The organism is Methanolobus halotolerans, assembly GCF_004745425.1.
Lineage (GTDB): Archaea > Halobacteriota > Methanosarcinia > Methanosarcinales > Methanosarcinaceae > Methanolobus > Methanolobus halotolerans.
On sequence record NZ_PGGK01000004.1, the window covers coordinates 127,581 to 154,404 of the forward strand.

Consider the following 26,824-nt stretch of genomic DNA (forward strand, 5'->3'; position numbering starts at 1 on the left):
TTTGCATGGACTGCTCAGGAATAAGAGGAAGTTACAACAGGCGATTGAATGAAGATTAACAATAAAGACGATGTGATCAAAGCCATCGAAACACACAACGTAAAGTTCATACGATTGCAGTTCACTGATATTCAGGGAATAGTAAAGGATGTTGAGATTCCGGTCACTCAGATACAGAAAGCATTGACCACGGGTATCTCCTTTGACGGTTCATCCGTCGAAGGAATGGTCAGGATCGATGAGTCCGACATGGTGCTCAGACCTGATACCCAGACTTTTGCCATCCTTCCATGGGGGAATGATAAATGTGTGGTTGCCAGGATGATATGCGATGTATACCTGCCGGACGGAAAAGCGTTCGAAGCCGACCCGCGATATGTCCTGAAAAAGATCATTAAAGAAGCAGAAGACATGGGATACCAGTTCAACGTAGGACCCGAGCTCGAGTTCTTCCTCTTTGCAAAGGAGAATGGAAAGGCCACAACGATTCCCAATGATTACGGACGTTATTTTGAATTCGCACCTACTGACCTTGCAGAGGACATCAGAAGGGATATTGTACTTACACTGACAGATCTTAATTTCGATATAGAGGCTTCACACCACGAAGTTGCCTTCGGACAGCATGAGATCGACTTCAAGTACGGGGATGCACTCTCGACAGCCGACAATGTGGTAACGTTCAAGTATGTCACAAGAACTATTGCAAAAACATACGGACTGCACGCTACCTTCATGCCAAAACCCATTGCCACTGAGAACGGTTCGGGGATGCACATTAACCTGTCACTTTCAAAGGAAGGGAAGAATGCATTCTATGACCCGGATGCCGATATGCAGATAAGCGACATTGCCAGACATTTCATTGCCGGTGTCCTTGACCACATAAAAGCTATCTCTTGTATTGCAAACCCGCTTGTCAACTCGTATAAGAGACTCATACCAGGATATGAGGCACCGGTCTATATCACATGGTCTGGCGCGAACCGCAGTTCTCTTATCCGCATACCTTCACCCCGTGGGAACAGTACCAGAACGGAACTGAGAAGCCCGGACCCTTCCTGCAATCCTTACCTGACCTTCGCTGCCATACTTGCAGCAGGACTTGAAGGTATAAAGAACAGGAACGAGCCTCCGAAAATTATGGACCAGAATGTATTCGACCTTACACCAGGGGAGCTTAAAGAAAGGTCCATTGAAACTCTCCCGAGCACTATCAACGAAAGTTGTGACTGCCTGGAGAAAGATGAACTTCTCAGAGAGAAGCTTGGTGCCCATGTGCATGACAACATCCTGAGACTTGCAAGAGCCGAATGGGACGCATACAGGACACAGGTACATGAATGGGAAGTCAATAGATACCTGAACGCTTTTTAAACATGGAACAGGACATTGTCATACGGGAGACGACGAAGGAAGACTTCGAGGCCGTCTTCCGTTTTATTGAACTTGTTGACAATGATTTCTGCCCACCTCTTTCACAGAGGAGAGGAGGAATCTGTGAAAGGGTTGAAAATACCCTTGCAGTTCCTTACGCAAACTATCTTGTCGCACAGCTAAGAGAACCGGAACCTTCCGATCAGATGCAAGGGTTTGTTGCAATGGCGGGTTGCACCGAGAAATGGCAGAGTGAAGACGGAGTATATGTTAATTTCTTTGCCACGCATCCTTCTTACCGTAAGTCAGGGATAGGCAAGTTGCTGCTTTCCAGACTGGAAGGAAAACTACTTGCTAAAGGTTTTAGAAGGATATACCTTTGTACGTGGTCAGGCAACGAAAAAGCAAAGAGATTCTATGAGGGATTTGGATACAGCACCTATTCAGTAATCCTGAACGACAGAGGAAACGGCATCGATACCTTCAATTACAGGAAGATGATCGTATCCGTGAAAGCTGCAAAAGAATAATATAAGATTGTGTTTGACAATAAGATAAATTCTCCCGACAAATTAAAAAATCACTTTCATGGCGGTTTTATGCAGTAAGATTTTACTACCACATTTGACCGCTTTGAACATTTAAAAAATTCGGACACGGTACCCATTGCATGGTTAGGAAGAATAGAGGAAGTGTATAGGTACCGCGCCCATAAATGTAATGTCTTTTCAGACTACTCCTCTGGCATCCTCTCGATCTTCTTTGCGGAAAGTTTTTCGACAGATCCCATATCAACTTTATTCTCCGGCAGCAGTTTACCGTGCTCTACAGCACTGTTCACAAAATGTCTGCCTACCGGGTTTCGAATGACCAGGGTAGTAGAACCCTGAGGGCTTCCGACGGAGCCAGCAGAAATATCTGAATATAATGCAGTAAGGTCTGTACATATCTTACAGCCGGGACGTACACAATCCTCTACCTCCTTGAGAGATATGAGGGTCAGTGATCCATCCTTCAGGGTTATTTCCAGCTTGCCTTTCACATCGAAGTGAATGATATCCAGAGGATCGATATTTCTTTCAGAGATAAGTTTGTCCTGCATAAGCTTCTCGTAGTCAAAGGTTTCAGTACAGAACAGACCTACTATAAGACGTATGTATTTCTTGAACGGCCTGATGATGTCAAGGTCACTCTCACGCATCTGGCGGATTGCCTGTACGACACAGGGAACCCCTACAATCGCAATCTTTGTGTGTTTGCGTGTGATCACAGCCTCTTTCAGGGATGCAACCAATGGTACCCACCAGTTGTAACGGCTTCCTGCGTGGTTGATGAGAACCTCATTGGAAGATATTACGGCTGAAGAGGGCCTCAGGCTCCAGGGATCTTCCACGACTGTTACAACCGCATCTATCATTCCCTGTTCCAGTGCATTTGAAAGTATTGCCGTGACTGCACCACCACTCTGTTTTCCAGGGATCTCGAATGCTGCCTTTGCGGACATTATATTGAGATAGTTACCGATTATCTCCGAAGGTTGCTTCTCAAGTCTGGGGCACACTTCATAACATGCACCACAGGGTACGTTATCATTCACATCTTTACAGTAGTCCCTGTTGAACGGATGGACCGATTCTTCACCGGTTTTAAAGAAGATGGAATCTGCCGGACATACAGCAACACATGCACCACATGACGCACATTTCCCGGTATCCCATACCTCTGCCTTAAGATCAAGATAATTCTTACCTGCCATTTCGATCAATCCCATGTGTACTTACCTGCAAAAGGCCTGCTGCTTGAAGGGATTATCCTCGAGTAGTTCGTGTCCAGGAAAGAAGACGAATCCAGGTCAAACCTCTCACAGAATTCTTCTATCACAGGAGCCAGCCTTTCCAGATCATCCTCAGTGAAGAGGACTTTCGTGGCTCCCACACCTAGCAGTTTATCGTTGACATCACCCCTTATGACAATCTCTCCACCGTGTATCCCGCTACCTATGCCGCGGTCCCGAACTGCCGGTTCATGCCCGATACCAAGTACCAGAATAAGGCCACCAGCCATGTATTCACCCAGGAATGCATGTGACGTGCCTCCTACAGCAAGTATGGGACGCTTGTCCTCATATTCCTTCATGTGGATACCGCCACGGTAACCGATATTGCCTTCTACGAAAACTTTTCCTCCGCGCATGCTGTGTGCAACTGCATCACCTGCGCTTCCATGTATAATCAGTGACCCTTTATCCATTGTATTTCCAGGAGCATGTTCGGCATCACCGAATATTTCACATTCCGGCCCACTCATGAACATTCCGAGATCACCGCCGGGAACACCGTTTATGATGATCTTTGCATCCCCCCTTAATCCGTTTCCGATAAAACGCTGCCCCAAAACATTATTGAGCACTATTTCCTTAACACCGGAGGCTACTGCCGCACGTATCATCTTGTTCAATGGAGTGTAGTGCATACCTTTTGCATCTATTACCAGAGGTTCCACTTCCATCAGGCCCCCACTGATTCTACTTTGAGCACGTTGAGCAGGCCTTCGTCCAGCATATAACCACGCAAACGTTCACGATTGCCACGAAGGCTCTCAATACTGTTAAGACCCGCCGCACCCATGAGCTCACTCAGTTCAAGTGTCCACGCGTTGATAAGGTTTGCAACATTCTGCGAACCAACCTGTGGATCGATGCGTTCTACAAGCTCAGACCTTTGGGTTGCAATACCCCACGGGCAGAGTCCACGGTAACAGTTACCACATACACGGCATCCAAGCGCTATGAGCGAGGCCGTCCCAATATAGATTGCATCAGCACCAAGCGCAATGGATTTTGCAAGGTCTGCACTGTTGCGGATGCCACCACTGGCTATCAGCGATATCTCATTCCTGATACCCTGGTCGTTCAGCTTCTGGTCTACTGCGGCAATTGCAGCTTCGATCGGAATACCGACATTGTCCCTGAATACCTTGGGTGCCGCACCCGTGCCACCACGAAAACCGTCGATTACTACCGCATCTGCGGAAGACCTTGCGATACCTGCAGCAATTGCAGCTACGTTATGTACTGCGGCTATCTTCACAAAGACCGGCTTTTCCCAGTTTGTAGCTTCCTTGAGACTGCGTACAAGCTGGGCAAGGTCTTCTATACTGTAAATATCATGATGAGGAGCAGGACTGATAGCATCCGAACCCAATGGGATCATACGGGTGCAGGATACGTCAGAACATACTTTCTCTCCCGGAAGGTGACCGCCAATACCGGGTTTTGCACCCTGGCCCACCTTGATCTCGATTGCAGCACCCCGTTCGAGATAATTTATATCAACGCCAAAGCGTCCTGATGCGATCTGGACGATCATATGGTCCTGATATGGATATATAGCATCATGCATACCCCCTTCACCGGTGCCCATAAAGGTTCCCGTTTTCGCAACCGCCTTTGCCAGACTGAGCTGTGCATTCAGGCTGATGGCACCGTAACTCATGTGACCGATCATTATCGGTGTGTCGAGTTTGAGATTCGGCGCAAGCTTTGTACTGAGTTCTACGTCGCCATTGTTCTTTGTGAACTCGAGCTTTGCAGGTTTCTTACCGAGGTACGTCCTCAGTTCCATCGGTTCTCTCAGAGGATCGATACTCGGGTTGGTGACCTGGCATGCATCAAGCACCAGCCTGTCAAATATGATCGGGTAATCAATTGCATTGCCCATTCCGGCCAGGATTATCTTTCCTGTGCGTGCCTGATTGATGACATCCTCACGAGCCTCTGCTGTCCATAGGGGATGGCTGCGGTAGTCCACGGGTTTTTCCTGGAGCATTATAGCATCTCTCGGACACATGGACATACAGCGGTGGCATGCAGTACACTTGCGGGAATCAATGAGGATCTTATCATCCTCTACCCTGTAAACACCATATGAACAATTATCAACACAGCGCATACATTTCATGCACTGTTCACGGTCAATACTGATTTTATATTTAAGGGGAACACTTCCAAGACTCATTCCACAACACTCCCGATAACCGGCTCTCCTGCCCGTGGCATGTATATCTTCTCGACCTCAGGGTCCATTACGCGTATGGCTGCTTCTTCACTTGAAATGTAAAGACGAGCTCCGTTTTCCCCTACGACAAGGGGGCGTAGCTTTATCCTGTCAGTGAAGCCCACTATACCATCCTTTGTAGCAACAACTATTGCAAAGGGACCGTTCATCAGTGCAGGGCCATATGTAAGACGCAATGTACGCATGAATTCTTCCTGCTTTTCAGGCATTTCATCGATCTCGTCCCAGAAAGGAGGAGCAAGTGCTTCAACTATCATATCTGAAGGAAGACCGTGCCTTCTTCCTAGAAAATCAAATAAATAAGCCACTACTTCCGTATCAGTTGACATCGTGCATTTGTAACCATTGCTTTCCACATAGCGACGGTTAGTACCGTAAGAAGTTATCTCACCGTTATGAACAACTGACCAGTCAAGCAGATTGAACGGGTGAGCTCCCCCCCACCATCCGGCCGTATTGGTCGGATAACGGTTATGCGCAAGCCATATGTAACCTTTGTAATCCTCTATTCTGTAAAAGTTGGCCACATCCTCGGGCCAGCCGGAAGCCTTGAATACTCCAAGATTTATCCCGGATGAGAAAACCAGAGCACCTTCTACGTTCGAATTGATGGTCATCACAAGGCGCTTGACATTATCATCATCAGGGTTTGTTGTACCCACCATCAGATCGGTATAAGGTTTGAAGAAATATCGCCAGGGAATATGTTCTTTTTTGAGACCCGGTTGTTCGTATGTCGGTATCTCCTCCTGATGGACTATCCTGCCCCATTTCTGCAGTATCTTGTCCACATCTGATTTTGGTTCTAACAGATTATCGAAAAAAACGTGGATCGCATAGCAATCCGGGTAATCGGGATATATGCCGTAAGCTACATATCCCGCTCCTTCGCCACTTCCTCTTTCATCCATCAGACCCAGGGCCTTTTTAATACTGGAGCCGTCCATTCTGGCCATGGTCCGATCGATTACGCCTATAATTCCGCACATGTTGATCACTATAAGTATTTAATTTTTAGGGCTATAAGATAGTATTTAAATGATATGAATTTAACCATGCAACATCCATATCAGAGAAGCCCGAATTTTCGTGAACAACTAAGATATTCACGTTTTAGCAGCCAGAAAAAGGCTACTACCAAAGACATGTTATAATTAATAATATTGATTTTTTCCATAAAGAGAGTAAGGGGATTCCCCTTACAGTATACTAAGGTATGTGTCCAGTTCCCACTGGTGAACCTGTGCCTTGTAGTCGTCCCACTGGGCATTCTTTGCAGTAAGATAGTTCTCGAAGACGTGCTTTCCAACTACGCCCTTTACAAATTCACTGCCTGCCATGAGATCGATAGCTTCCTTAAGGTCGCCTGGCAGAGATTCAATACCCCTTGCCGCCCGGTCCTCTTCAGTAAGTTTGAAGATGTTGACATCGGTTGAAGCTGGTGGTTCCATCTCTTTCTTGATACCGTCAAGACCTGCACTGAGCATTGCTGCAAATGCAAGGTATGGGTTACATGCCGGATCAGGACACCTGAGCTCTACCCGTGTACCAAGGCCCCTCGAGGCAGGGATCCGTATAAGGGAACTGCGGTTTGATGCGGACCATGTACAGTATATAGGTGCTTCAAATCCGGGTACAAGCCTCTTGTAGGAGTTAACTGTTGAGTTGGTAATTGCAGCGAATTCACGAATATGTGCAAGGATCCCTGCAATATATTGCTTTGCAGTTGTAGAGAGCTGATCCGGCGTATCCGGGTCGTAGAATGCATTACCTCCATCCATCAGGAGAGACTGGTTGGAGTGCATACCTGAACCATTCACCCCATAGAGTGGTTTCGGCATGAACGTTGCATAATATCCCATGTGTGCTGCAATGGACTTTACAACATACTTGAATGTAATAATGTTATCACATGTGGTCAGCACATCACCGAATCTGAAGTTTATCTCGTGCTGTGACGGTGCAACCTCGTGATGGGAAGCTTCCAGTTTGAAGCCCATGTCCTCAAGAGCGAAGTCGATTGCTCTCCTTACATCCTGTGCCTTGTCAAGAGGAGCAAAGTCGAAGTATCCTCCCCTGTCAGTGAGATTTGTTGTTGGATGACCTTTCTCATCAAGTTCGAAGAGGAAGAACTCAAGTTCAGGACCTGTGTTCATTGTGTAGCCCATTTCCGCTGCCTCTGCAACAGCCTGTTTCAGGACATATCTCGGGTCGCCTTCGAAGGGTTTTCCGTTCGGCCTGAATATATCACCAATGATACGTGCAACTGCACCTTCCTTTGGTCTCCATGGAAGTATCCTGAAGGTTGTAGGATCGGGCATAAGGATCATGTCGGATTCTTCAATCCTTGTGAACCCTTCAATGGATGAACCATCGAACATTACACCATTTTCAAATGCACCCTCAAGGTCTTCTGCAGGAATAGCCCAGCTCTTGATCATACCGAGAGTATCGGTGAACTGAGTCCTGATAAATTTGACATCGCACTCGGCTACAGTCTGTAACACTTCTTCCTTTGTTACCGGGTTTGCTTTTACCATTTTGATTACTCCTCTATTCTTTAGGGGTTGTAAGTAACCCATTACCTACTCCATCATATATAAATATAGTGGTATGAAGCAAATGCAGGTTTTTATAACCACACCCATAAACAAAGAAACCTAATACATGATAAACCTGTACTGTCAGTTCTTTATCAGGTTGTACGGGACATTGTACCCCTGGTCGACGGAAAATAAGTATTTCCGTCAAAAGGAAGATCAGGTAACTGTTGTCGGAAGGTTTATCAGATTTGCAAAAAATACACAAACAGAGTATTATTGTTATGTTCCCTGAAAAGAGGAACTCTCAAAAATGTGAGTAACATGCCTACTATACCACAAGATGACGCATTTGTCTTAAATGAAGTCAAGAACGCCTGCAAGAACATCTTCAAGTGTATGCAATGTGGCGTATGCAGTGGCAGCTGTCCTTCAGGCAGGCATACCAGCCTTAACATTCGAAAACTTGTCAGAAAAGCTGCTAAGACCGCCGATGTCCTGCATGATGAGCAATTATGGATGTGCACGACCTGCTACAACTGTCAGGAGCGCTGCCCGAGAAACATTGATATCGTAGATGCCGTGCTTATGATCAGAAAAGTTGCAGTACACGAAGGAATAATGCATTCCGAGCACAGAAAGGTCAGTGAACTTCTTCTGGAACATGGACATGCAGTGCCAATTGACAAGGATAACCGGGAAAAGAGAATTAAACTCGGACTCAATGAGCTACCTGAAACTGTTCACAAGTATGCAGAAGAGCTTGAAGAAGTTAAAATACTCCTTACTTCATGTGGGTTTGACAGGTTGCTGAACAGAGCAGGAAAAAAAGATGCAGGAAGTGAGGAAATATGAAAGGATTGACACTTTTCCTTGGCTGTGTGATACCAAACAGATACCCGGGCATAGAAATGGCAACCAGATTATGCCTGGCTAAACTGAATATCGACTGCACGGACCTGGAGGGTGCTTCCTGCTGCCCCGCACCTGGCGTTTTCAGGTCATTCGATGAACCCAGCTGGCTGGCTGTTGCGGGTCGCAATATCGTACTCTCAGAAAAGCTTCAGCGCGACATACTGACCATATGCAACGGCTGTTTTGCTTCACTGGCAGATGCGAACCACATGCTCAAGAGCGACCCGGTCCTCAGAGAAAGAACGAACGAGTATCTTGCAAAGATCGGAAAGGAGTTTAAAGGGAACATCGAGGTCAGGCATATAATAGAATATCTTTACAGAGACATAGGGACTGATATAATCAGATCACACATTGAGAAGCCACTGAAACTAAGAGTTGCTGTACACTACGGTTGCCATCTGCTTAAACCTTCAAAAAGCAGGGAACTGGGAGATTCTAATCGCCCGGAATTCTTCGATGAGTTGATAGAATGCCTGGGAGCCACAAGCGTGGATTACCCCGATAAGATGGAGTGCTGCGGAGCCGGAGGAGGAGTTCGTTCCGCATTGAAGGATGAATCCCTTAAAATGGCCGACCACAAACTCTCAAGGATTAAAGAAGCAGTTATAGACTGCATAGTCAATGCATGTCCTTTCTGTCATATGCAGCTTGATGCGGGCCAGGAAGAAATAAAACAGAGAACAGGGGTTGATTACAATATACCTGTACTACACTACACCCAGCTTATGGGGCTTGCTCTGGGATTTCCTCCGGAGGCGCTTGGGATTGACCTCAATGTAACAAATAATGGGAAATTTATTGAAAAGATAGAAGAGATGCTGTGATCATGAGGAAATTTCTTTTAAGGCAGTGGAAATAATCTAGTAAATACCATGAATACACAGTCCCACCAATAAGTTTAAGATACTGAATGTTATTACGTGAGTAGCACAACATGAGCGTGTGGCCTAGTCAGGATATGGCGGCAGCCTCCTAAGCTGCAAGCCGGGGGTTCAAATCCCTTCACGCTCGCTATTTCTCTTTTAATAATTCCTGGAGATCGATTATTGATAATAAGAAAGGCCACTGTTCGTGACATACCAGAGATCAAGATCATCATAGACTATTATGCAAGACAGGAAATGATGCTGCAGCGTTCTTTGAGTGAACTGTATGAGTTCACCCGCAGTTTTTACGTTTGTGAAATAGAGGACGAGATCGTAGGCTGCTGTGCCCTCCAGGTAAGCTGGGAGGACATGGCAGAGATAATGTCCTTTGCCGTGAAACAAAAACATAGAGAACAGGGCATAGGCACCGAACTTGTCAGATCCTGCATCAATGAGGCAAAGGAACTTGACATAAATAAAGTTTTCACGCTAACCTATGCAGTTCCCTTCTTTGAAAAACAGGGTTTCGATAAGATAGATAAGCAACAACTCCCACATAAGATATGGAGCGGATGCATTAAATGTCCGAAATTCCCTAATTGCGATGAAGTTGCAATGTTAAAGAATATTTGAAGTGCATATATCTGAATAGTATTTGTACAGATTAACACAGCTCAAAGGGACTTTTCAAAATACAGGAACCCACCTTCTTTTTTTGTTATAACAAAACCATGCCCCAGATAGATCGATATGGCCTTCCTGAGAGAAGGATCGGTCTTCAATTTTATTTTTGAATGGTGCTTTTCTGCAAAATCCAGTGCGGTCCGAAATAAGGCCAGGCCCAGACCCCTGCCCCTGCATTCTTTCCTGACATAGAGCCTTTTGATCTCACAGGCACCTGAACCCATATCCCTTACCGCAGATGTTCCGACGACCTCACCGTTGGCAAGAGATATGAAAAAGATCCCGCCCTTGCGAATGTAATTGCCTTCGATATCATCAAGGTCAGGATCTTTTTGCGGATCATAGGCGAACCCCTCACCTGCAAGTACATCAATTACAAATGATTTTGCCCTTGAAGAGTATTCAGATGAAAAAGGTATGATGTTCATTTAATAGATGCTCCGATCTGACATACGCCCGTGGGACATTAAGGAAATCAAGAGTCACAGAGTAAAGCAACTCAACACCGGTGATCAATACATCCTCATCAATGTCAAAGCCGGAGGAATGGTTCCCTTCCACAATACCTTTTTCTACATTCCTTGTTCCCAGAATAACATACATGCCCGGGACTTCCTGCAGATAATATGCAAAATCCTCTGCACCAAATATTGCCCGGGCATCGTCATTGACATTTGAGAACCTGGTTTTCAGCAATCTTGTGGCTTTTTTTGTGAAAACCGGGTCATTGAAAAGCACAGGGTAGCCATACTGGACTTTAAGCTCATAGGAAGGAACTCCGCGGCGATCCTTATGAGAATAGGCAGTCACAAGATAATCAAGAAGTGATGACATGCTATCCTTTATAGCTTCAGTGTCCTCCGCATTGAATGTCCTGAAACTGCCTACGATCTCAACCTCATCCGGAGTCCTGTTGAATTGTTCACCGCTATTGACAGTACCAAAGCCAAGCGCATAGTCAGAAGGATCGACTTTTTCAGACACCCGGGTATTCAGGGAAGATATGAAGTCAGCAGCTATTGCTATAGGATCGATGCAGTCGCCAGGCGTTGAGTGATGACCGCCTTTTCCGAATATCTTCACAGTGAAACGGACCGAACCTGCCATGAATGGACCCGCACGTATGTTAATTGCCCCGACATCGACATCACCGAATATATGCAGACCAACGATAGCATCCACGCCTTCAAGACCGCCATCCCCTATGACCCTTACTGCCCCGCCAGGCGGGACTTCCTCAGCAGGCTGGAATATCAGCCTCACAGAACCTCCGAAAGAATCCCTCTGCTCCTGAAGTAACCTGGCAGCCCCAAGCACAATAGCCATATGGCCATCATGACCACAGGCATGCATCACACCCGGATTGCGGGATATATAGTCCTCATTGAATCCGGTGGCCCTCTCAACTACAGCGAGGGCATCCATATCAGAACGGATAGCCATGCAAGGACCGGGGCCATTTCCATGGATCTCGGCAATAACACCGGTACCTGCGATTTTTTTACAGGCTATACCAAGATCTTCAAGCACATACATTATTTCCTTCTGTGTCCGGTGTTCATTAAAACTCAGTTCCGGCTCACGGTGGAATTGGCGTCGAAGACTTCTTATCCATTTATCGAGGGAGTTCAAAAAATTCACCTGATCAGTATTTCAGAACAAATACACCCTTATTGAATGTACTCAGATATATTTAACTCATTTGAAAAGACACAGATGCTTGCAAACCGTTTTCATGAATAAATACAATCTACTTTAACCCAACCTAGAAAATAAGCTATGGATGATACCGATGATAAAAACAAGGATAAGGGATTTCCTGATAACAGAAGACGACTGGATCTTTGCAGTTTCCGATTATTTCCACCCTCATGGCATAAGGTCGACTTTGAGGTACGTACCGGACGAGAACGGGGAAAGAGAACTCGAGGGCACCCGTTACAAGAAATATGATTTTGATGTAGCTTTTGATTTCATGCGTCAGAACAGGCCGGAATGGGTAGAAGATGTACATGTGGTCCCGGAAGATAGTATCAAGCAAGTCTTGAGACCAAATGATGTCATCGAACATCTCTGCAGCTCGGACAGCCGTGTCGGTGCAATTGTCCGGACACTCGAAGAGGCAGGCGTGCCAATGGACAAGATGGGAGTAACAGGCTCGTTCTTGCCCGGACTGCAGAATGAAGGGTCCGATGTCGACTTTGTAGTGTACGGCGCAGACTGGTTTGTGGCAAGGGATGCCATAAGGGATGCAAAGGATAAAGATGGCCCTATTGAGGATATTGATGAGGAGATGTGGAAAAAGATATATCTAAAGCGTGTTCCCGAGATAAGTTTTGAGGAATTTGTTATTCATGAGAAGAGAAAAGGTAACCGTGGAATGGTTGAAGGGACGTATTTTGATCTTCTTTTTGTACGGGACCGGGAACAGATAAAAGAACCTATCAGAAGAGGAAAGGACGTAGGGAAAATGAAGATAGAAGCAAAGGTAACAAGTGCTGACCTTGCATTTGACAGCCCTTCAGTCTATATGATAGAGCACGAGGAGATAGACCACGTACTTTCCTACACGCATACCTATGCCGGCCAGGCCCTTGCTGCTGAGACTATAGAGGCCAGCGGCACCGTGGAGCAGGCAGGCGACATTAAAAGGCTTGTGGTAGGCACATCAAGAGAACCAAAAGGAGAATGGATACGTTCCCTTACACTTCTGGAAAAAGAAGGTAGAAACTGAATCAAAAATGAACAGCATGCGAGCGGATCAGCCGCCGCCTGTCACCTGCCCGATATCAACTTGATCAGGACCTGCTGAACCGTAGCGCCGCATATACTCTTCTGCTTCGGAAGCGGTCTTTGCGGTCTCCGCCTTTACCTTCAACTCGCTTGCATCCGTCACTACAAGTGTCTCGACCTTATAGTAAAGTCCGGTACTATCCATCAAAGCCCAAATGCCTTCTTCATCTGTTTTGATCTCAGTGACTTTTCCTACTGTACCGGTATTTATGTACCTCACGACAGTCCCGGGTCCGACAGGATCTCCGTTTATGTCAGAGGCATTCAGGTTTTCTGATTCTTCCGTCAATCGAACTCCTCATTTCACTATACAGAAATATTGAACAGGCAGGATTAATATCTGTCTGTGTATTACTCCTGTGACATCTCACTTCGCAGTTCACCAAATGTTGCAACCCTTTCGGCAAATGCATTGTGTCGGTGAATACTTTCCTCATTGACCTGTTTTATAGTTACAATAGCTGTGTCCGGCAGCGCAGGGAACTCCTTTACGACATTCTTTGCCATTGTACGCACGCAGTCCTCCACGAACTTCGGATTGGTGTGAGCCCTCTGGACAACCATGGCCTCATCGGAGCGCTTGAGAAGTTCAAATACGTTGGAACTCATAGAATTTTCAATAATCTCAATTATCTTTTCAAGAGATACGAAAATGTTGCCTTCAACTTCAATAGAGATTATGCCGCGTCCACGCTGATTGTGGGTTGCCATGGGAACCCTGTGAAGGAACTTGGCGATCTTCTGGTCATCCACACCTATGGATTCCAGCTCTTGCCTGGCATTGTCTCTCATTATCTCCTGAGCGCAGGGACAAGCAGTCATTCCGATGACTTCCGCACCTATGAGTTTTTTGACAGCCATGCGCTCCACATCATCACGCAGTGCGATAGCTTCCGCAAAGATATCCACGACTTCCTGACACTCCATTTTTGTGGCAGGGGATTCTCTTTTTATAACATATTCGCTTTTCAGGATCACTTCTGCACGGGTTGCATATTCATGACGTTTCAGCAGACTCTGTGCCACATCGCTACATAGCTGCTCGATCTCATAAACAGGCATACTGACGGCTTTTTCGAGAACTTCGTCAACCGCTTCGAAATTACGAGAGAGGTTCGCCCCCTTCAAATGCGAAGGAAGGTCCACGAAAATATCAAACGTAGCTATTAGAATAACAGGACGTTTTTCTTTTCTTTTGACCTCAACAAGTTTTTTTACGTTAGTGACACCTACACGTGTAAGGTTGATCGGGATCTGAGGCTTGTTAGCCTGTATATCCGGTAGTTTAACGACTGGAACTTCCATGATATTACCTCAAAATAAAAATGACAGAGTAAACCTTTTTAGTAACATTGCTAATAAGCACTTGAAATGGACTCATCACATGTAAATGTTGTGTTAAAAAAACAAATAATGAGATATATCCGGACTTAGTGCCATACTTAGCAAATTTATTAGTTAGAGGATAAGTCAAGGACCCTGTACATGTTTTATTACACAGGACACAAAACAAGTTTATTTGTCTTGTTGCAGTATACCGTTCAAGTGTCGGATACACAGTTAAAATAAGTGTTGAAACGACCTCCTTTTGAGGATTTTCCATTACTAGAAATACAATATTGCAACAAATCAAGAACAAAGGAACACATTAAAAGAAAAATATATATACCTTACATACTAAATACGATAAGCAGTGGTAATCGCATGATGATTACGAGGTGACAACATGTCTGAAACAAGAAACTTTGTGTTAAGAGATAAAAAAGGAAACGAACATGGGGTGTTCACTGGAAAGCAGCCACGTCAGGCAGCTCTCAAGGTAGCCAACAGAGGAAAAGGAACGAAATCAAAGCCAGAAGATATCAGGCTCCGTGAGCGTGGAACAAAAAAGATCCATGTATTCAAGGGATGGAGAGAGATGGTCGAGGCCCCCAAGAACAAACCAGACTGGATGCCCGACAAGATCAACAAGCCATTCGTAAAGAAAGTTGGTATTGACAAGCTGGACAAGATCTGATCATTTCGAACCCATACAGATGGGTTTCTTTTTTTACTCTGGCAGCTCTGCCAAACAAGTTTTAAATCGTTGAAAGGATAATCTATACCATTTACAGGCACTGGAATAATTGTATCCTACCTTCCGGCCCCATCAATAATACAGGTATTAACATGACACTTAAGCGAGAGAACGTGCTGATAGAAGCGCTACCTTATATCCGGGAATTCTATAATTCTGTAATGGTCATCAAAGTCGGCGGCCATGCCATGGTAAATTCCGACATAATGAGCGATATCGTACAGGACATTGTGCTGCTCAGGTTTGTAGGCTTCCACCCGATAATCGTCCATGGAGGCGGGCCGGAGATCACTCAGAAAATGGAACGGATGGGTAAAAAGCCGGAATTTGTCAGTGGGTTGCGCATAACCGACGACGAAACTCTTGAGATTGCAAGGATGGTACTGGTAGGTAACATCAATACCGAGATAGTTTCACTCATAGGCAGGCACGGAGGAAAGGGAATAGGCCTTTCCGGAAAAGATGGCAGAATGATCATCGCAAAAAAGAAACCATTCCAGAAAGTTGTTATCGAAAGTATTGAGCATGAAGTTGACCTTGGATGGGTTGGAGACACAGAGATCATAAACACTGAGATACTGAACATTGTCATAAAGGAAAAATACATCCCGGTGATATCCCCTATTGCAACGGACATGAGCGGAAAGGCTCTTAACCTCAATGCAGACACGATTGCAGGAGACATTGCAGCTGCGCTCGGAGCCAAAAAGCTTGTTCTTATGACCGATGTGCCGGGGCTCCTCAGAGATATCAATGATAAATCAACACGTATTTCAAGGGTCACTATAGAAGAGATCGAGCAACTTGTAGAAGATGGCATCATTTCCGGAGGTATGATCCCTAAACTGAGAGGTGCCGCAACTGCGGTTACGAGCGGTGTGGAGAAAGTCCATATCATCGATGGAAGCATATCCCATTCAATCTTACTGGAACTGTTCACAGACTCCGGGATAGGAACAATGGTATACAAGGATTGAAAGGGAAATATTCCCTTTCACCGGATATGATCTCTTTAAATATTAATCGGTAATGGGCGCTCCAAAAGTATGGTCATCCAGCTGCAGCACGCATTCCCACATATCCTTACATTCACAATCAGGGACCTCCAGACAGGAAATATCCTGAGTTATCGAAAACTGCCTTATGGCATCTGCAACATCTCTGCTGCATTCCTTGCAGTTATGAGGACCCCTCTTTGAACCTGCACCCACAGGGTCGGAAGTTATTACCATATCGGGGAACTCTTGTTTGGTTCTTTTGAGGATTTCGACTATGCTCCATAGCCACGGAGGACGGTACTGCCCCCTCTGCCAAAGATTCTCAACAAATGTACCATTCTGTATATTGCAGAGGTTTATTGAGAAAGTATCACTGTAAGGAGCGGCATCCCTGACAGACCTCACCATATCTTCAAGGGCCTGTCCCTCGGACAGGAAAAGAGGTTTCAACATGAGGTAAGTCTTTACTGTTGCATCGTCATCCCTGGCGATTCTGGCAGCCCTTTTAAAATCATCGAAAGTGAAACCCTTATTGATAGATTCCTTCCGGATAAGATCCGAACTTGTTTCAAGACCTGTGGCTATCTCAAAAGCCTTGTCCTTCAGGGAGCTGCGACAATCTTTTATTGCCTCTTCAGTAACGAATTCCGGCCGGGTTTCCACCAATACTTTGACCACCCGCGGGTCCTCTTCCAGAGATGAAAGGATATTATGCCTCACTTCAAGAGGGATCTCACGGGTATCAAGGAAGCTTCCTGAAGTAAATATCTTTACCATGAACAGATCAAAGCCGGATGCCTTTGTCATTGCATTTCCAAGCTGCTTTATCAGGTCCGCATTCGATGGCGGAGTCTGGGCACTATCGTAGACATAACCGCACATGGTGCAGCCTCCCGCTTTTCCCCACCAGCATCCAGAGGTCCTGAAAATTATTGTTAGGGTATCGACTTTACAGCCATCCAGCAGGTCAACTCCGGCCCATGCCGCACACGGTCTATCAGGAGGAGAAGGTTTCACCCTCTGCCGGTTCCTGATCTCAAGAACTGTTGTATTAAGGGACATTTACTCGAACTCTATTGTAGCCGGAGGCTTTGGTGTAAGATCATAAACTACACGTGCAACCGTCGGGAGTGCGGCTGAGATCCTGGATTCGATCCTGTTCAGGACATCCCATGGTAATTCCATAGCCTCTGCCGTCATGCCGTCCCTTGAACCCACAGCCCTCACTGCGACTATCCAGCCATGGACCCTCACATCTCCTTTTACACCGGTCCCCTTGCCGATGATAGCTGCAAAGGTCTGCCATGGATGGAACTTCTCTACGAGTTCGTCTTCCACGATAGCGTTGGCCTCCCTGACAATTTCCACAAGCTCCTCAGTGACCGGTCCCACTATCCTTACTGAGAGACCGGGGCCGGGGAATGGCATCCTTTCGGCAATCTCATGCGGAAGTTCAAGGGCACGTGCCACCTCCCTGACCTCATCCTTGTACAGGTCCTCTATTGGTTCCACTATTGCCTTGAAATCCATGACCGAAGGAAGACCACCCACATTGTGGTGGGACTTTATGCCACCTTCTGATTCGATCCTGTCGGGATAGATGGTTCCCTGTATAAGGTACTCAGCCTCCAGTAACTTCGCCTCTTCTTCAAAAACACGTATGAAGGCCTCACCTACAGCCTTACGTTTCTCCTCAGGATCCTCGATGCCTGCAAGAGCTCCGAGGAAGCGGTCCTTTGCATCGACAACCTGGAGGTTCATGTCACAGAATATCTCTTTTATCCTATCAGTCTCCCCTTTTCTCATCAGGCCCGTGTCGATATAGATCGGTGTTAGCCTGTCACCTATAGCACGATGGGCCAGGATCGCACATACAGAACTGTCAACTCCCCCGGAGAGTGCTATGATGGCCCTGCCATCGACATGCTGACTGATCTTCTCTATCGCTTTTGGAATGAAATTGTCTACTTTAACCATAAATATAAACTCCGACAAATGATGTTTAAATGAATTTAGATGTTCAGATGGATTTTCAATGGGATTTATTCCTCAGATATAAGTTCGTATTTATTAATGCTCGCCTTCCGGGAGGTTTTGAAGGATAAACATAGCCCACAATACATACGCATTGCCAACCCGGGGAATATTACTTGCACCCTGCTTGCCAGAATCTTATATACACAGAGTCCATATAGGCAGGAAAAAGATCACGGTCAAAAGATGCATCAAACTCTTCAGAAGTACTTTGGTTACTCATGTTTTCGCCCCCTTCAGGAAGACATTATAAAAGATGTGCTTGAAGGCAGGGACACTTTTGTACTGATGCCCACAGGAGGGGGTAAGTCCCTGTGTTACCAGTTGCCTGCACTCCTTCTGGACGGGCTGACAGTTGTAGTTTCTCCGCTCATCTCTCTCATGAAGGATCAGGTAGACAGCCTGCAGGCAAGCGGTATTAATGCCGCCTGCCTGAACAGCACCCTGAACTACACAGAGTCAAGGAATATCTACAGGGATGTCGAGAACAACGAGATCAAGATATTGTATATGGCACCTGAAAGGCTTACAATGTCCCATACTACATCCCTGCTTGAAAAGGTTAAGGTTAGTCTTTTTGCCATCGATGAAAGCCACTGTATATCCGAATGGGGACACGATTTCAGACCGGAGTACCGCAAGCTCAGCTTCCTGAAGAGAAAGTTCCCGGAAGTACCTGTCATAGCCCTGACCGCAACCGCTACTCCCAAGGTACGGGAAGACACGATTTCCCAGTTAAGGATCAAGGAAGGTAATACCTATGTTGCCAGTTTCAACCGCAAGAACCTTGTGTACCGGATCAGGCCGAAAAAAGAAACATATAACCAGATTTTACAGTACCTGAGAAAACACAGGGGAGAAAGTGGGATAATTTATTGCCAGAGTCGCAGGAACGTGGACAATATAGCTGCCAGGCTCAGGAAGGACCATTTCAATGCGCTCCCATACCATGCAGGGCTTAGCGATTCCCAGCGGGAGACAAACCAGGAGAGATTTATCAAGGACGATGTCGACATCATTGTGGCAACCGTCGCATTCGGAATGGGAATAGACAAGTCCAATGTGCGTTTCGTCATCCACCATGACCTTCCAAAAAACCTGGAAGGTTATTATCAGGAGACAGGAAGGGGCGGACGTGACGGGCTCGAATGTGAATGCACCCTATTCTTCAGCCGCGGGGACAGGTACAAGATCGAGTATTTCATCAAGCAGAAAGGAAAGAAGGAAGAAAGGGACATAGCCTTAAAGCAACTCCAGGACATGGTTGCTTTTTGTGAAAGTACCATATGCCGCAGGAAGGTGCTCCTGGGTTATTTCGGAGAAATACTCGAAGATGATAACTGCGGTAAATGCGACGTCTGCCTGCAGCCAAGACAGAAGATCGACGGTACAGACGAAGCGAAACTGCTGATAAACTGTATCGATGAACTTGGCCAGCGCTACGGCATGAATCATGTCATTGATGTTCTCTGCGGCTCCAATGCAAAAAAGATCAGGGATAAGAAGCACAATAAGCTGAAGTCATATGGTACAGGTGATATTCACACCCGGGACAGATGGCTGGAGATCGCCCGCGAGATGATACAGCAGAACCTGATTAAGGTGGAAGGGGCAAGATATCCACTTCTCAAACTCAATAGAACAAGCATGGACATCATGGTAGGTAAAAGGACTGTCACCCTTACAACCATAGAAGCAGCGAACGTTACTGATGCCGAAGGTTTAGAAGAGGAACTGCCGGAAGAAGCCATGCTATTTACAGAAAACAAGACCAAGGCGTCCCCGGCATTTGAAAGGGAAAAGGCATCAAACAAAGAGAACGAGTTATTCAACAGGCTTAAAGAATTACGTAAGAGCATGGCCGAACTGCAGGATGTGCCACCTTATGTAGTATTTGCAGACACGAGCCTGAAACAGATGGCTTCCAAAAAGCCCGGCAATAAGGCAGAGATGCTGAAGATCACAGGAGTAGGTGAGTACAAGCTTAAGAAATATGGCGACATATTCCTGAAGGAAATAAGCAAGTACTGCGAAGATCAGGAAGGACCTTCATCCGCCCATCAGAATGTTGCGAATATTAAAGAGACAGAATCCCCCGGGATTGCGATTGATAATAAAAAAGAGACTTTAAAGATCGAACAGGCTAAAAAGCGTGGCAGGATCGTTGAAGCCATAAAAGGACTCGAAAAAGAACTGATCATTCTGACAAAAGCAAAGCTAGATAATAGTTTTTCGGACGAGGAGATCAAAGCCGTGTGGTCAGAGATACTTGCGTAAAGTGAGAAAGCCTGATAGCTTCGTTCACTCGCATGTGTCCAGCAGATGCCTTCTGCCGCGCACGCGGGAATCGCCCGGTCTGACAGGAGACACCTTTGCTTCCTTTGCTTCCTTTTCACCATCAACTTTGCGGTCTTTCTTTTCTGTGATCTTATCTGCCAAAGAGCCCACCTCCTGATTTACATTTTGTAATCAGTGGTATTAAAAGATGATGAAAAGGAAAAGCAGTTCACATCATCATGAACTGCATTGTCAGATAGAATATCAGGTCACCGAAGACAACTGCAGTTATAAAGCCCGCGGTAATAGGGACCATGAAGGGAAGGCCCGGAGTGACCCATACACTGTCATTGATCCTGCCTTCCCGGAGATGGCCTTTTAGTTCTGCGATGACATTCGAGGTCAGTTCTGTCCCTGACCTGGAGAACCCGAAATTTACGCCTTCATCGGTTTCACTGTATGAGTCGATCATGCGGATATGACCCTCTGCAAGTCCTGAAACCGGAGTTTGATAACCTATGAACATGTAGAGAGGGCTTTTCAGATTATCTTTTAGTGAGTTGTTCAGAAGATTATAAATGAACAAACCTACAGGCACCACCACTGTGAGTATCACCGAATTGCCGAATACGCTAAAGGCAAACAATCCCAGCAGCGGAACTCCGTTAATCGGCAGTTGTGTGCCATATATCGTGATATCCGGGAACATCGGGATAATAAGAGATATGACCATTAGCACCTTGGCATCTGCGCCCCCGAAGGCCCCGAGCTGGAACAGGATGTACACGAATGTGAAGATGAAAGCGAAGGTAAGTACGTTCCTGACAAGATATGGCATGCCGAGCATCATCAGGTCATAGAGAATGAATATGTAACCGACCCCGAACATGGCAACCCACACCTCGTTGGCAACCCTGCGTGTCTTTATGTCCGCGTAACAGGCATAGAGTAAAAAGGGCATGCAAACAAGTACTTTTAGCAGTTCCATCATTAGTGCTTCTCCCATTTTCTGAGGTCCATAACCTCTGAGAGGGTTGCCCCCCTCCTGATCTCTTCGAACAAACGCTGTTCGGTCTTCTCAACTTCCTTTGCACGCCTTGCGATCTCGTATGCATGCTCCCGGGGTATAACAACCACACCATTGTCGTCTCCCACAATATAATCACCTGGCTTTACAGCTTGGTTGCCGCATACTATCTCGGAATTGATCTCGCCAAATCCCTTGGGTTCCCCGGCATTGGGCACATTGCACGTTGCAAATACAGGGAAATCAATTCTCCGTATGTCATCTATATCCCTTACAGCCCCGTCTATCACCACACCTGCGACCCCCTTGTTCAGGCAGCTCTGGGTTGCAAGGCCACCCCAGGGAGCCACATGCCTGCTACCGTTATAAATAACGATGATATCCCCGGGATTTGCTTCATCTATAGCTTCCACGGCTTTAGCCCAGTCCCCTTTGAATGCCTGGACAGTGACGGCAGTACCTACTATTTTCTTTCCGGGGACCATGGTAAATATATCCTGCATGGCACCCTTGCGGTGCATTGCATCAGAAATGTTGGGAGTTGATACTGATCCCAGAATGGAACGGATCTCTTCATCCACAGTCTTCTTTGAATACCCTGTGACAGAAGGAGAATCCACTGCATCCCTGATAGCCTTTGCAGAAGCGGTGACGTCAGCAGAACGGACTATATTGCCTCCTACTATCACTATGTCCGCACCTTCCTTAACCGCCATTGAGCATGAACCGATATCTAGTCCTCCTGCAATGGCAACCTGTATGCTGACTTCCCTTACAACTTCCTTCATCAGGGAAAGCGAGTCCCGGCCCGTCATCTGCTGGTCGATGCCTGCATGTACGTTAATGATATCGACACCCATCTTCTCCAGTTCCCCCGAGCGCGGGACCGGATCAGGGACCGATATAAGATCAGCCATGATCCTTGCACCGTATTTCTTTGCCGCTCTGACAGCCTCAAGCACCGTGGAATCATCCGCACTGCCTAGTATCACAATAACATCTGCACCGGCCTTTGCAGCCATTTCGACCTCCATTGAACCGGTATCCGCAATCTTCATATCGGCTACAATGACCTTTGCCGGAAAGGCTTCCCTTAGTTTCCTGATGGAATCCATTCCTTCGCTCTTGATAAGGGGTGTACCTGCTTCTATCCAGTCGGCACCGCCTTCAAGGGCCTCCTGTCCTATCCGGATAGCACGGTCCGTTTCCAGAAGATCCAGAGCAACCTGAATTATGGGTTTTATCTAATCACCTACATTTATGTTCTTAGTACTAAATACTTTAAAACCTATAAATTTAATCGGGATTAAATCTTAATAATATATAGTTCAACTCTAATATGAGGGAAATGGCTGAAGAGTGTGAGATAACCGATAGTGAGAGGAACAAGCTGCTAAACAGCCTGAACAGGCGTCTTTTCTGGGTAGGGGAGCAGATACCGCGCAGAATAACGCTTGATGGGAAGGAAGTCGACCTGCACGAAGTGGTATGGGAGATTGTTAACAAGAAAAGGTACACTTCTAAAGATCTGGAGAATATACAGGTATTCCTTGACATGCTCTATGAGAAAGAGCAAGAATGTGAAAAGTATCTTGAAGAAGGAGACCTTAAGCCGGGGGAAGCAAAGGACATCTTCAGCGAAACTGCAGGATTGATGCGTGCTATCATGGACCTCCGGGAACTTACTGAACCTTCAAAGAGAAAATCTTCAGGGGATACAAAGCATATCTGTAAGGATGTCAAGACGGATGAGTGGGACCGGCTTATGAAAATCCTCATATCCAGAGGAGACAGATCTGATCAGGAGTGAGATGTATCAGTAAACATATATCTGATGGAATTCCTTTAGTGGTCGATGAGATTCAAGGACCATCATATTATTTCAATGACATCTTTCTCCAAGGATATGATAGATCATATACTTGAGACCGCTGAAAAAATGGAACCCATAGCCCGTGGTAAACAAAAGTCCGACCTTCTCAGTGGTAAGGTCCTGGCAGTCCTCTTCTTTGAACCAAGCACCAGAACACGCATGTCTTTCGAAACCGCAATGTACAGACTTGGAGGAAATGTGCTCAACCTCGGTTCAATCGATGCCAGCTCCATTGCAAAAGGAGAGACACTTGCAGATACCATAAGGGTTGTTGACAGTTATGCAGATGCCATCGTACTCAGGCATCCCAAGGAAGGGGCCGCACGCCTTGCATCTGAGTTTTCCGCCATACCCATACTCAACGCAGGGGACGGGGCAGGACATCACCCCACACAGACACTGCTTGACCTTTATACAATCAAACGAGAGAGCCAACTGGAAGGTTTGAAAATAGCACTTGTCGGAGATCTTAAATATGGCAGGACTGTGCACTCGCTTTGTTATGCGCTCTCCCTCTACGGAGCTCAGATAACCATGATATCACCACGGGAGTTGCGAATGCCCGAGGAAATAATAAACGACCTTGAGAATAGAGGTGCAAAGGTCACAGAGCTTGATTCCATAGAAGAGGCCATCAATGATGTAGATGTGCTTTATATGACACGCATTCAGAAGGAGAGGTTTCCTGACCCTGCTGAGTTCCAGAAGGTTGCGAACAGGCTGAAGATAACTCCTGATCTATTAAAGAACGTAAGACCAGAACTCAGGATAATGCATCCTCTCCCAAGGGTGAACGAAATACATCCCGAGGTGGATAAAACCGTACATGCATGCTATTTCAAGCAAGCATTCTATGGTGTGCCGGTACGTATGGCACTGGTAGCACTTGTGCTGGGGGCGATGAAGTAATGGGCGAGGAAGAGGAACTAAGGGTCCGCAGGATAGAAAATGGTACAGTCATAGACCACATAACAGCAGGCCAGGCCCTAAATGTGACTAAAATACTTGGCATACCCGACTCCAGTGAGGGAGTCGTGAGTGTTCTGCTGAACTCACCCGGAAAGTGCGGGAAAAAAGATGTTGTTAAGATAGAGAACCGGGAACTCAAGGTCACCGAGGTTGACAGGATAGCTCTTATTGCACCAAATGCAACAATAAACATAATACGCAATTTCAACGTATCCCAGAAAAAGAAGGTCCATATCCCAGAATTTATGGAAGGTGTTGTCAGATGCATCAATCCCAACTGTATCTCCAACAGCAACGAACCGATAACATCCAGATTCAATGTCACAGTGGATGATGATAACCTGAAACTCCGCTGCATATACTGCGGAAGGGTTATATCGGAGAATATTGCGAAACATTTGCTCTGAACTTTTTAAAAAGAAAACAGGAAAAATTGAAATTATGGAGGTACAGATGGCATAGCACTTTTGTGGAGTGTAGTGGTGCTATAACATATAATATATACAGCCAAATATATAATATCGACGGTTATAAATAATTATAAATCATGATAATATGTGAACGTAAATAGAATGAACTATGCCACATTTGTTCATAAAGAACTATGCATGAAGATTGACCTTACGTATCAAATAAAGAAAATATAGGGACTATAATCCCAGAATATCATTCATTGTATAGACACCGGGCTTTGCTTTTGCAATCCACATAGTTGCTTTTACCGCACCGCCTGCAAAGGCCTGTCGCGAATGCGCCTGGTGTTTTATCTCGATCCTTTCACCGTCACCTGCAAAAAGTACGGTGTGGTCACCAACTATATCCCCTCCGCGTACGGCATGTATCCCTATCTCTTTGCCGCGGGGTGCCAGACCCTGACGTCCGTGAACATATTCTTTGCCTCCAAGGACCTCACTGATAATATCCGCAGCCCGCAGAGCAGTACCGCTTGGAGCGTCCTTCTTCTGGTTATGATGGGCCTCTATTACTTCGATATCCGCATCTTCCAGATATTTTGCAGCCTCTTTGAGTATCCCGAAGAATACGTTCACACCCACGGAATAATTCGGAGATATGATTCCTGCAACATTATTCTTAAGAATGGAGTCCTTGATCAGAGCTTTCTGTTCGGAATTCAGACCCGTAGTACCTATAACCAGGTTCACCCCGCTCGAAGCTACCCGGGGAGCATTGGCAACCGTTGCATCAGCAATTGTGAAATCAACAAGTACATCGGTCTTTGAAGATCTCAGCACCGACTCCATATCATCTATAGATGAGATAGGAACATCAAGAGCACCGAGCTGGGCGACCTCGCCGGCGTCACTTCCCACATTCATGAGATCGAATGCCGCAGATAGCCTGGTTTCCTCAGACCGGAGAACATTTGAAATTATGAGCCGCCCCATCCTGCCGGATGCACCTGTGACCGCTACATTGATCATGATATGCACCCCAGCCCGCGAAGGGCATCTTTCAGAATCGTATCGTTCTCCTTACTAAGCGGTGCAAGAGGAAGTCTGAGATTTCCTTCCACAAGTCCCATGTGTTCCATAGCACGCTTCACAGGAATAGGATTGGTCTCTGAGAAGAGAGCCCTTATCAGAGGCGCCATCTTGAAGTGCATCTCCCTTGCTGTCTGCAGATCTCCCTTTTTCGTCGATTCCACAAGTTTTACCATCATATCAGGAACCACGTTAGCAATGACAGATACAACTCCACTGCCTCCGAGGGCGACTATTGGGAATGTTAGCGAATCCTCGCCTGAAAGTACGATAAAATCCTCATCAGCCGTCATCTCAAGTATACACGATACCTTTTCCACGCTTCCGCTTGCTTCCTTGACAGCAACGATGTTATCCACCCTGGCAAGTTCTGCGATCACTTCCACTGAAAGGTCCTGACCGGTACGGGAAGGTACATTATACAGAATGATAGGAATATCCGCAGCTTCCGCGATGGTCTTAAAATGAGCCAGCAGCCCGGCAGTATTGGATTTGTTATAATATGGAGATATAACAAGAGCACCATCAGTCCCTACATCGGCTGCGTGTTTGGTAAGTTCAACTGCCTCTGCCGTATTGTTGGACCCTGTACCGGCCACTACCGGGACACTGGCACAGTCCATTGCAATAGCGATCAGTTCTTTGTGCTCATCCATCGAGAGGGTAGCCGATTCACCGGTCGTACCACAGGCAACTATACCTGAAACACCGCCTTCTTCTACAAAAGAGACGATATTGCAGAAATTTTCGGAATCAATGCTATTATCCTTTGAGAACGGGGTTACAAGCGCAGGTAGAACTCCTTCGAACATG

At 46.2% G+C, this 26,824-nt stretch carries 28 protein-coding genes and 1 tRNA gene; 13 read left to right on the forward strand and 16 right to left on the reverse strand.

Annotated elements, in window-relative coordinates; genetic code table 11:
- The first annotated feature begins 48 nt into the window (after window positions 1-48).
- Both CUN85_RS05195 and CUN85_RS05200 read left to right on the forward strand, forming a co-directional pair.
- Window positions 49-1,377, forward strand: coding sequence for a glutamine synthetase family protein (locus tag CUN85_RS05195; protein ID WP_135389274.1), 1,329 nt, complete (start codon window positions 49-51; stop codon window positions 1,375-1,377).
- Between the two features lie 2 nt (window positions 1,378-1,379).
- Window positions 1,380-1,907 carry a GNAT family N-acetyltransferase gene (locus CUN85_RS05200; RefSeq protein ID WP_135389275.1) on the forward strand — a complete coding sequence of 176 codons (528 nt, stop codon included), beginning with the start codon at window positions 1,380-1,382 and terminating at the stop codon, window positions 1,905-1,907.
- A gap of 203 nt (window positions 1,908-2,110) precedes the next feature.
- Here CUN85_RS05200 and CUN85_RS05205 read toward each other — a convergent pair whose 3' ends face one another.
- From CUN85_RS05205 to glnA, 5 genes are all read right to left on the reverse strand, one after another.
- Entirely contained in the window at window positions 2,111-3,148 is a 1,038-nt protein-coding gene (locus tag CUN85_RS05205) for a Coenzyme F420 hydrogenase/dehydrogenase, beta subunit C-terminal domain (protein WP_235856203.1), read from the reverse strand.
- Window positions 3,139-3,885, reverse strand: coding sequence for a GltB/FmdC/FwdC-like GXGXG domain-containing protein (locus tag CUN85_RS05210; RefSeq protein WP_235856204.1), 747 nt, complete (start codon window positions 3,883-3,885; stop codon window positions 3,139-3,141). The genes CUN85_RS05205 and CUN85_RS05210 overlap by 10 nt, the downstream gene beginning before the upstream one ends.
- Window positions 3,885-5,393, reverse strand: coding sequence for a glutamate synthase-related protein (locus CUN85_RS05215; protein WP_135389276.1), 1,509 nt, complete (start codon window positions 5,391-5,393; stop codon window positions 3,885-3,887). Before CUN85_RS05215 ends, CUN85_RS05210 begins: the two co-directional genes overlap by 1 nt.
- On the reverse strand, window positions 5,390-6,442 hold the full coding sequence (locus CUN85_RS05220; protein ID WP_135389277.1) for a class II glutamine amidotransferase: 1,053 nt from the start codon (window positions 6,440-6,442) through the stop codon (window positions 5,390-5,392). Before CUN85_RS05220 ends, CUN85_RS05215 begins: the two co-directional genes overlap by 4 nt.
- Before the next feature lie 210 nt (window positions 6,443-6,652).
- On the reverse strand, window positions 6,653-7,993 hold the full coding sequence (gene glnA, locus CUN85_RS05225; protein ID WP_135389278.1) for a type I glutamate--ammonia ligase: 1,341 nt from the start codon (window positions 7,991-7,993) through the stop codon (window positions 6,653-6,655).
- 324 nt (window positions 7,994-8,317) lie between these two features.
- On the opposite strand from glnA, the gene hdrC reads away from it, so the two are divergent.
- The 4 genes from hdrC (at window position 8,318) to CUN85_RS05245 (ending at window position 10,410) form a co-directional block, all read left to right on the forward strand.
- On the forward strand, window positions 8,318-8,848 hold the full coding sequence (gene hdrC / locus CUN85_RS05230) for a CoB--CoM heterodisulfide reductase subunit C (RefSeq protein WP_135389279.1): 531 nt from the start codon (window positions 8,318-8,320) through the stop codon (window positions 8,846-8,848).
- The gene (gene hdrB / locus CUN85_RS05235) at window positions 8,845-9,735 is read left to right on the forward strand and encodes a CoB--CoM heterodisulfide reductase subunit B (protein ID WP_135389280.1); all 891 of its coding nucleotides are present in this window, start codon (window positions 8,845-8,847) and stop codon (window positions 9,733-9,735) included. Before hdrC ends, hdrB begins: the two co-directional genes overlap by 4 nt.
- A gap of 112 nt (window positions 9,736-9,847) precedes the next feature.
- A tRNA-Arg gene (locus CUN85_RS05240) sits at window positions 9,848-9,922 on the forward strand.
- Between the two features lie 35 nt (window positions 9,923-9,957).
- On the forward strand, window positions 9,958-10,410 hold the full coding sequence (locus CUN85_RS05245; protein ID WP_328591237.1) for an N-acetyltransferase: 453 nt from the start codon (window positions 9,958-9,960) through the stop codon (window positions 10,408-10,410).
- A gap of 41 nt (window positions 10,411-10,451) precedes the next feature.
- Here the strand turns inward: CUN85_RS05245 and CUN85_RS05250 are convergent, their stop codons facing one another.
- Window positions 10,452-10,889, reverse strand: coding sequence for a GNAT family N-acetyltransferase (locus tag CUN85_RS05250; protein WP_135389281.1), 438 nt, complete (start codon window positions 10,887-10,889; stop codon window positions 10,452-10,454).
- Window positions 10,864-12,102 (reverse strand): M20 metallopeptidase family protein, encoded by a 1,239-nt coding sequence (locus tag CUN85_RS05255; RefSeq protein WP_235856205.1) that lies wholly within the window; start codon window positions 12,100-12,102, stop codon window positions 10,864-10,866. Before CUN85_RS05255 ends, CUN85_RS05250 begins: the two co-directional genes overlap by 26 nt.
- 151 nt (window positions 12,103-12,253) lie before the next feature.
- Between CUN85_RS05255 and CUN85_RS05260 the strand changes: the two genes are divergently transcribed.
- Window positions 12,254-13,195 (forward strand): nucleotidyltransferase domain-containing protein, encoded by a 942-nt coding sequence (locus CUN85_RS05260; protein ID WP_135389377.1) that lies wholly within the window; start codon window positions 12,254-12,256, stop codon window positions 13,193-13,195.
- 27 nt (window positions 13,196-13,222) lie between these two features.
- Here CUN85_RS05260 and CUN85_RS05265 read toward each other — a convergent pair whose 3' ends face one another.
- Both CUN85_RS05265 and mptA read right to left on the reverse strand, forming a co-directional pair.
- A complete protein-coding gene (locus CUN85_RS05265) occupies window positions 13,223-13,543 on the reverse strand; it encodes a DUF2098 domain-containing protein (protein WP_135389283.1) in 321 nt (106 codons plus the stop codon).
- 62 nt (window positions 13,544-13,605) lie between these two features.
- Window positions 13,606-14,559 (reverse strand): GTP cyclohydrolase MptA, encoded by a 954-nt coding sequence (gene mptA, locus CUN85_RS05270; protein WP_135389284.1) that lies wholly within the window; start codon window positions 14,557-14,559, stop codon window positions 13,606-13,608.
- A 421-nt stretch (window positions 14,560-14,980) separates the two neighbouring features.
- Here mptA and CUN85_RS05275 point away from each other — a divergent pair, with 421 nt between their 5' ends.
- A complete protein-coding gene (locus CUN85_RS05275; protein ID WP_135389285.1) occupies window positions 14,981-15,271 on the forward strand; it encodes a non-histone chromosomal MC1 family protein in 291 nt (96 codons plus the stop codon).
- Window positions 15,272-15,423: 152 nt separating this feature from the next.
- Window positions 15,424-16,308 (forward strand): acetylglutamate kinase, encoded by an 885-nt coding sequence (gene argB, locus CUN85_RS05280; protein ID WP_135389286.1) that lies wholly within the window; start codon window positions 15,424-15,426, stop codon window positions 16,306-16,308.
- Window positions 16,309-16,350: 42 nt separating this feature from the next.
- On the opposite strand, the gene CUN85_RS05285 is transcribed toward argB, so the two are convergent.
- Together CUN85_RS05285 and guaA are read right to left on the reverse strand one after the other, a co-directional pair.
- Window positions 16,351-17,391 (reverse strand): archaeosine biosynthesis radical SAM protein RaSEA, encoded by a 1,041-nt coding sequence (locus CUN85_RS05285; RefSeq protein WP_135389287.1) that lies wholly within the window; start codon window positions 17,389-17,391, stop codon window positions 16,351-16,353.
- Window positions 17,392-18,306 (reverse strand): glutamine-hydrolyzing GMP synthase, encoded by a 915-nt coding sequence (guaA, locus tag CUN85_RS05290; protein ID WP_135389288.1) that lies wholly within the window; start codon window positions 18,304-18,306, stop codon window positions 17,392-17,394.
- A 243-nt stretch (window positions 18,307-18,549) separates the two neighbouring features.
- Here guaA and recQ point away from each other — a divergent pair, with 243 nt between their 5' ends.
- On the forward strand, window positions 18,550-20,640 hold the full coding sequence (gene recQ / locus CUN85_RS05295) for a DNA helicase RecQ (protein ID WP_135389289.1): 2,091 nt from the start codon (window positions 18,550-18,552) through the stop codon (window positions 20,638-20,640).
- Between the two features lie 24 nt (window positions 20,641-20,664).
- Here the strand turns inward: recQ and CUN85_RS12950 are convergent, their stop codons facing one another.
- The 3 genes from CUN85_RS12950 to hxlA all read right to left on the reverse strand — a co-directional run bounded on the left by CUN85_RS12950 (window position 20,665) and on the right by hxlA (window position 22,911).
- Window positions 20,665-20,802 (reverse strand): hypothetical protein, encoded by a 138-nt coding sequence (locus CUN85_RS12950; protein WP_167848796.1) that lies wholly within the window; start codon window positions 20,800-20,802, stop codon window positions 20,665-20,667.
- A 67-nt stretch (window positions 20,803-20,869) separates the two neighbouring features.
- Window positions 20,870-21,631: an A24 family peptidase C-terminal domain-containing protein gene (locus CUN85_RS05300; RefSeq protein WP_135389290.1), complete on the reverse strand. Its 762-nt coding sequence runs from the start codon at window positions 21,629-21,631 to the stop codon at window positions 20,870-20,872.
- Window positions 21,631-22,911 carry a 3-hexulose-6-phosphate synthase gene (hxlA, locus tag CUN85_RS05305; RefSeq protein WP_135389291.1) on the reverse strand — a complete coding sequence of 427 codons (1,281 nt, stop codon included), beginning with the start codon at window positions 22,909-22,911 and terminating at the stop codon, window positions 21,631-21,633. The genes CUN85_RS05300 and hxlA overlap by 1 nt, the downstream gene beginning before the upstream one ends.
- Window positions 22,912-23,015: 104 nt before the next feature.
- Here hxlA and CUN85_RS05310 point away from each other — a divergent pair, with 104 nt between their 5' ends.
- Genes CUN85_RS05310 through pyrI form a run of 3 tightly spaced genes read left to right on the forward strand, consistent with a single transcriptional unit; the run spans window position 23,016 to window position 24,916 of the window.
- The gene (locus tag CUN85_RS05310; RefSeq protein ID WP_135389292.1) at window positions 23,016-23,477 is read left to right on the forward strand and encodes a DUF5788 family protein; all 462 of its coding nucleotides are present in this window, start codon (window positions 23,016-23,018) and stop codon (window positions 23,475-23,477) included.
- 45 nt (window positions 23,478-23,522) lie between these two features.
- Entirely contained in the window at window positions 23,523-24,449 is a 927-nt protein-coding gene (pyrB, locus tag CUN85_RS05315; RefSeq protein ID WP_135389293.1) for an aspartate carbamoyltransferase, read from the forward strand.
- The gene (gene pyrI, locus CUN85_RS05320) at window positions 24,449-24,916 is read left to right on the forward strand and encodes an aspartate carbamoyltransferase regulatory subunit (protein ID WP_135389294.1); all 468 of its coding nucleotides are present in this window, start codon (window positions 24,449-24,451) and stop codon (window positions 24,914-24,916) included. Before pyrB ends, pyrI begins: the two co-directional genes overlap by 1 nt.
- A gap of 243 nt (window positions 24,917-25,159) precedes the next feature.
- Here the strand turns inward: pyrI and dapB are convergent, their stop codons facing one another.
- Window positions 25,160-25,951 (reverse strand): 4-hydroxy-tetrahydrodipicolinate reductase, encoded by a 792-nt coding sequence (dapB, locus tag CUN85_RS05325; RefSeq protein WP_135389295.1) that lies wholly within the window; start codon window positions 25,949-25,951, stop codon window positions 25,160-25,162.
- On the reverse strand, window positions 25,948-26,823 hold the full coding sequence (dapA, locus tag CUN85_RS05330; RefSeq protein WP_135389296.1) for a 4-hydroxy-tetrahydrodipicolinate synthase: 876 nt from the start codon (window positions 26,821-26,823) through the stop codon (window positions 25,948-25,950). Before dapA ends, dapB begins: the two co-directional genes overlap by 4 nt.
- Window position 26,824 lies beyond the last annotated feature (1 nt).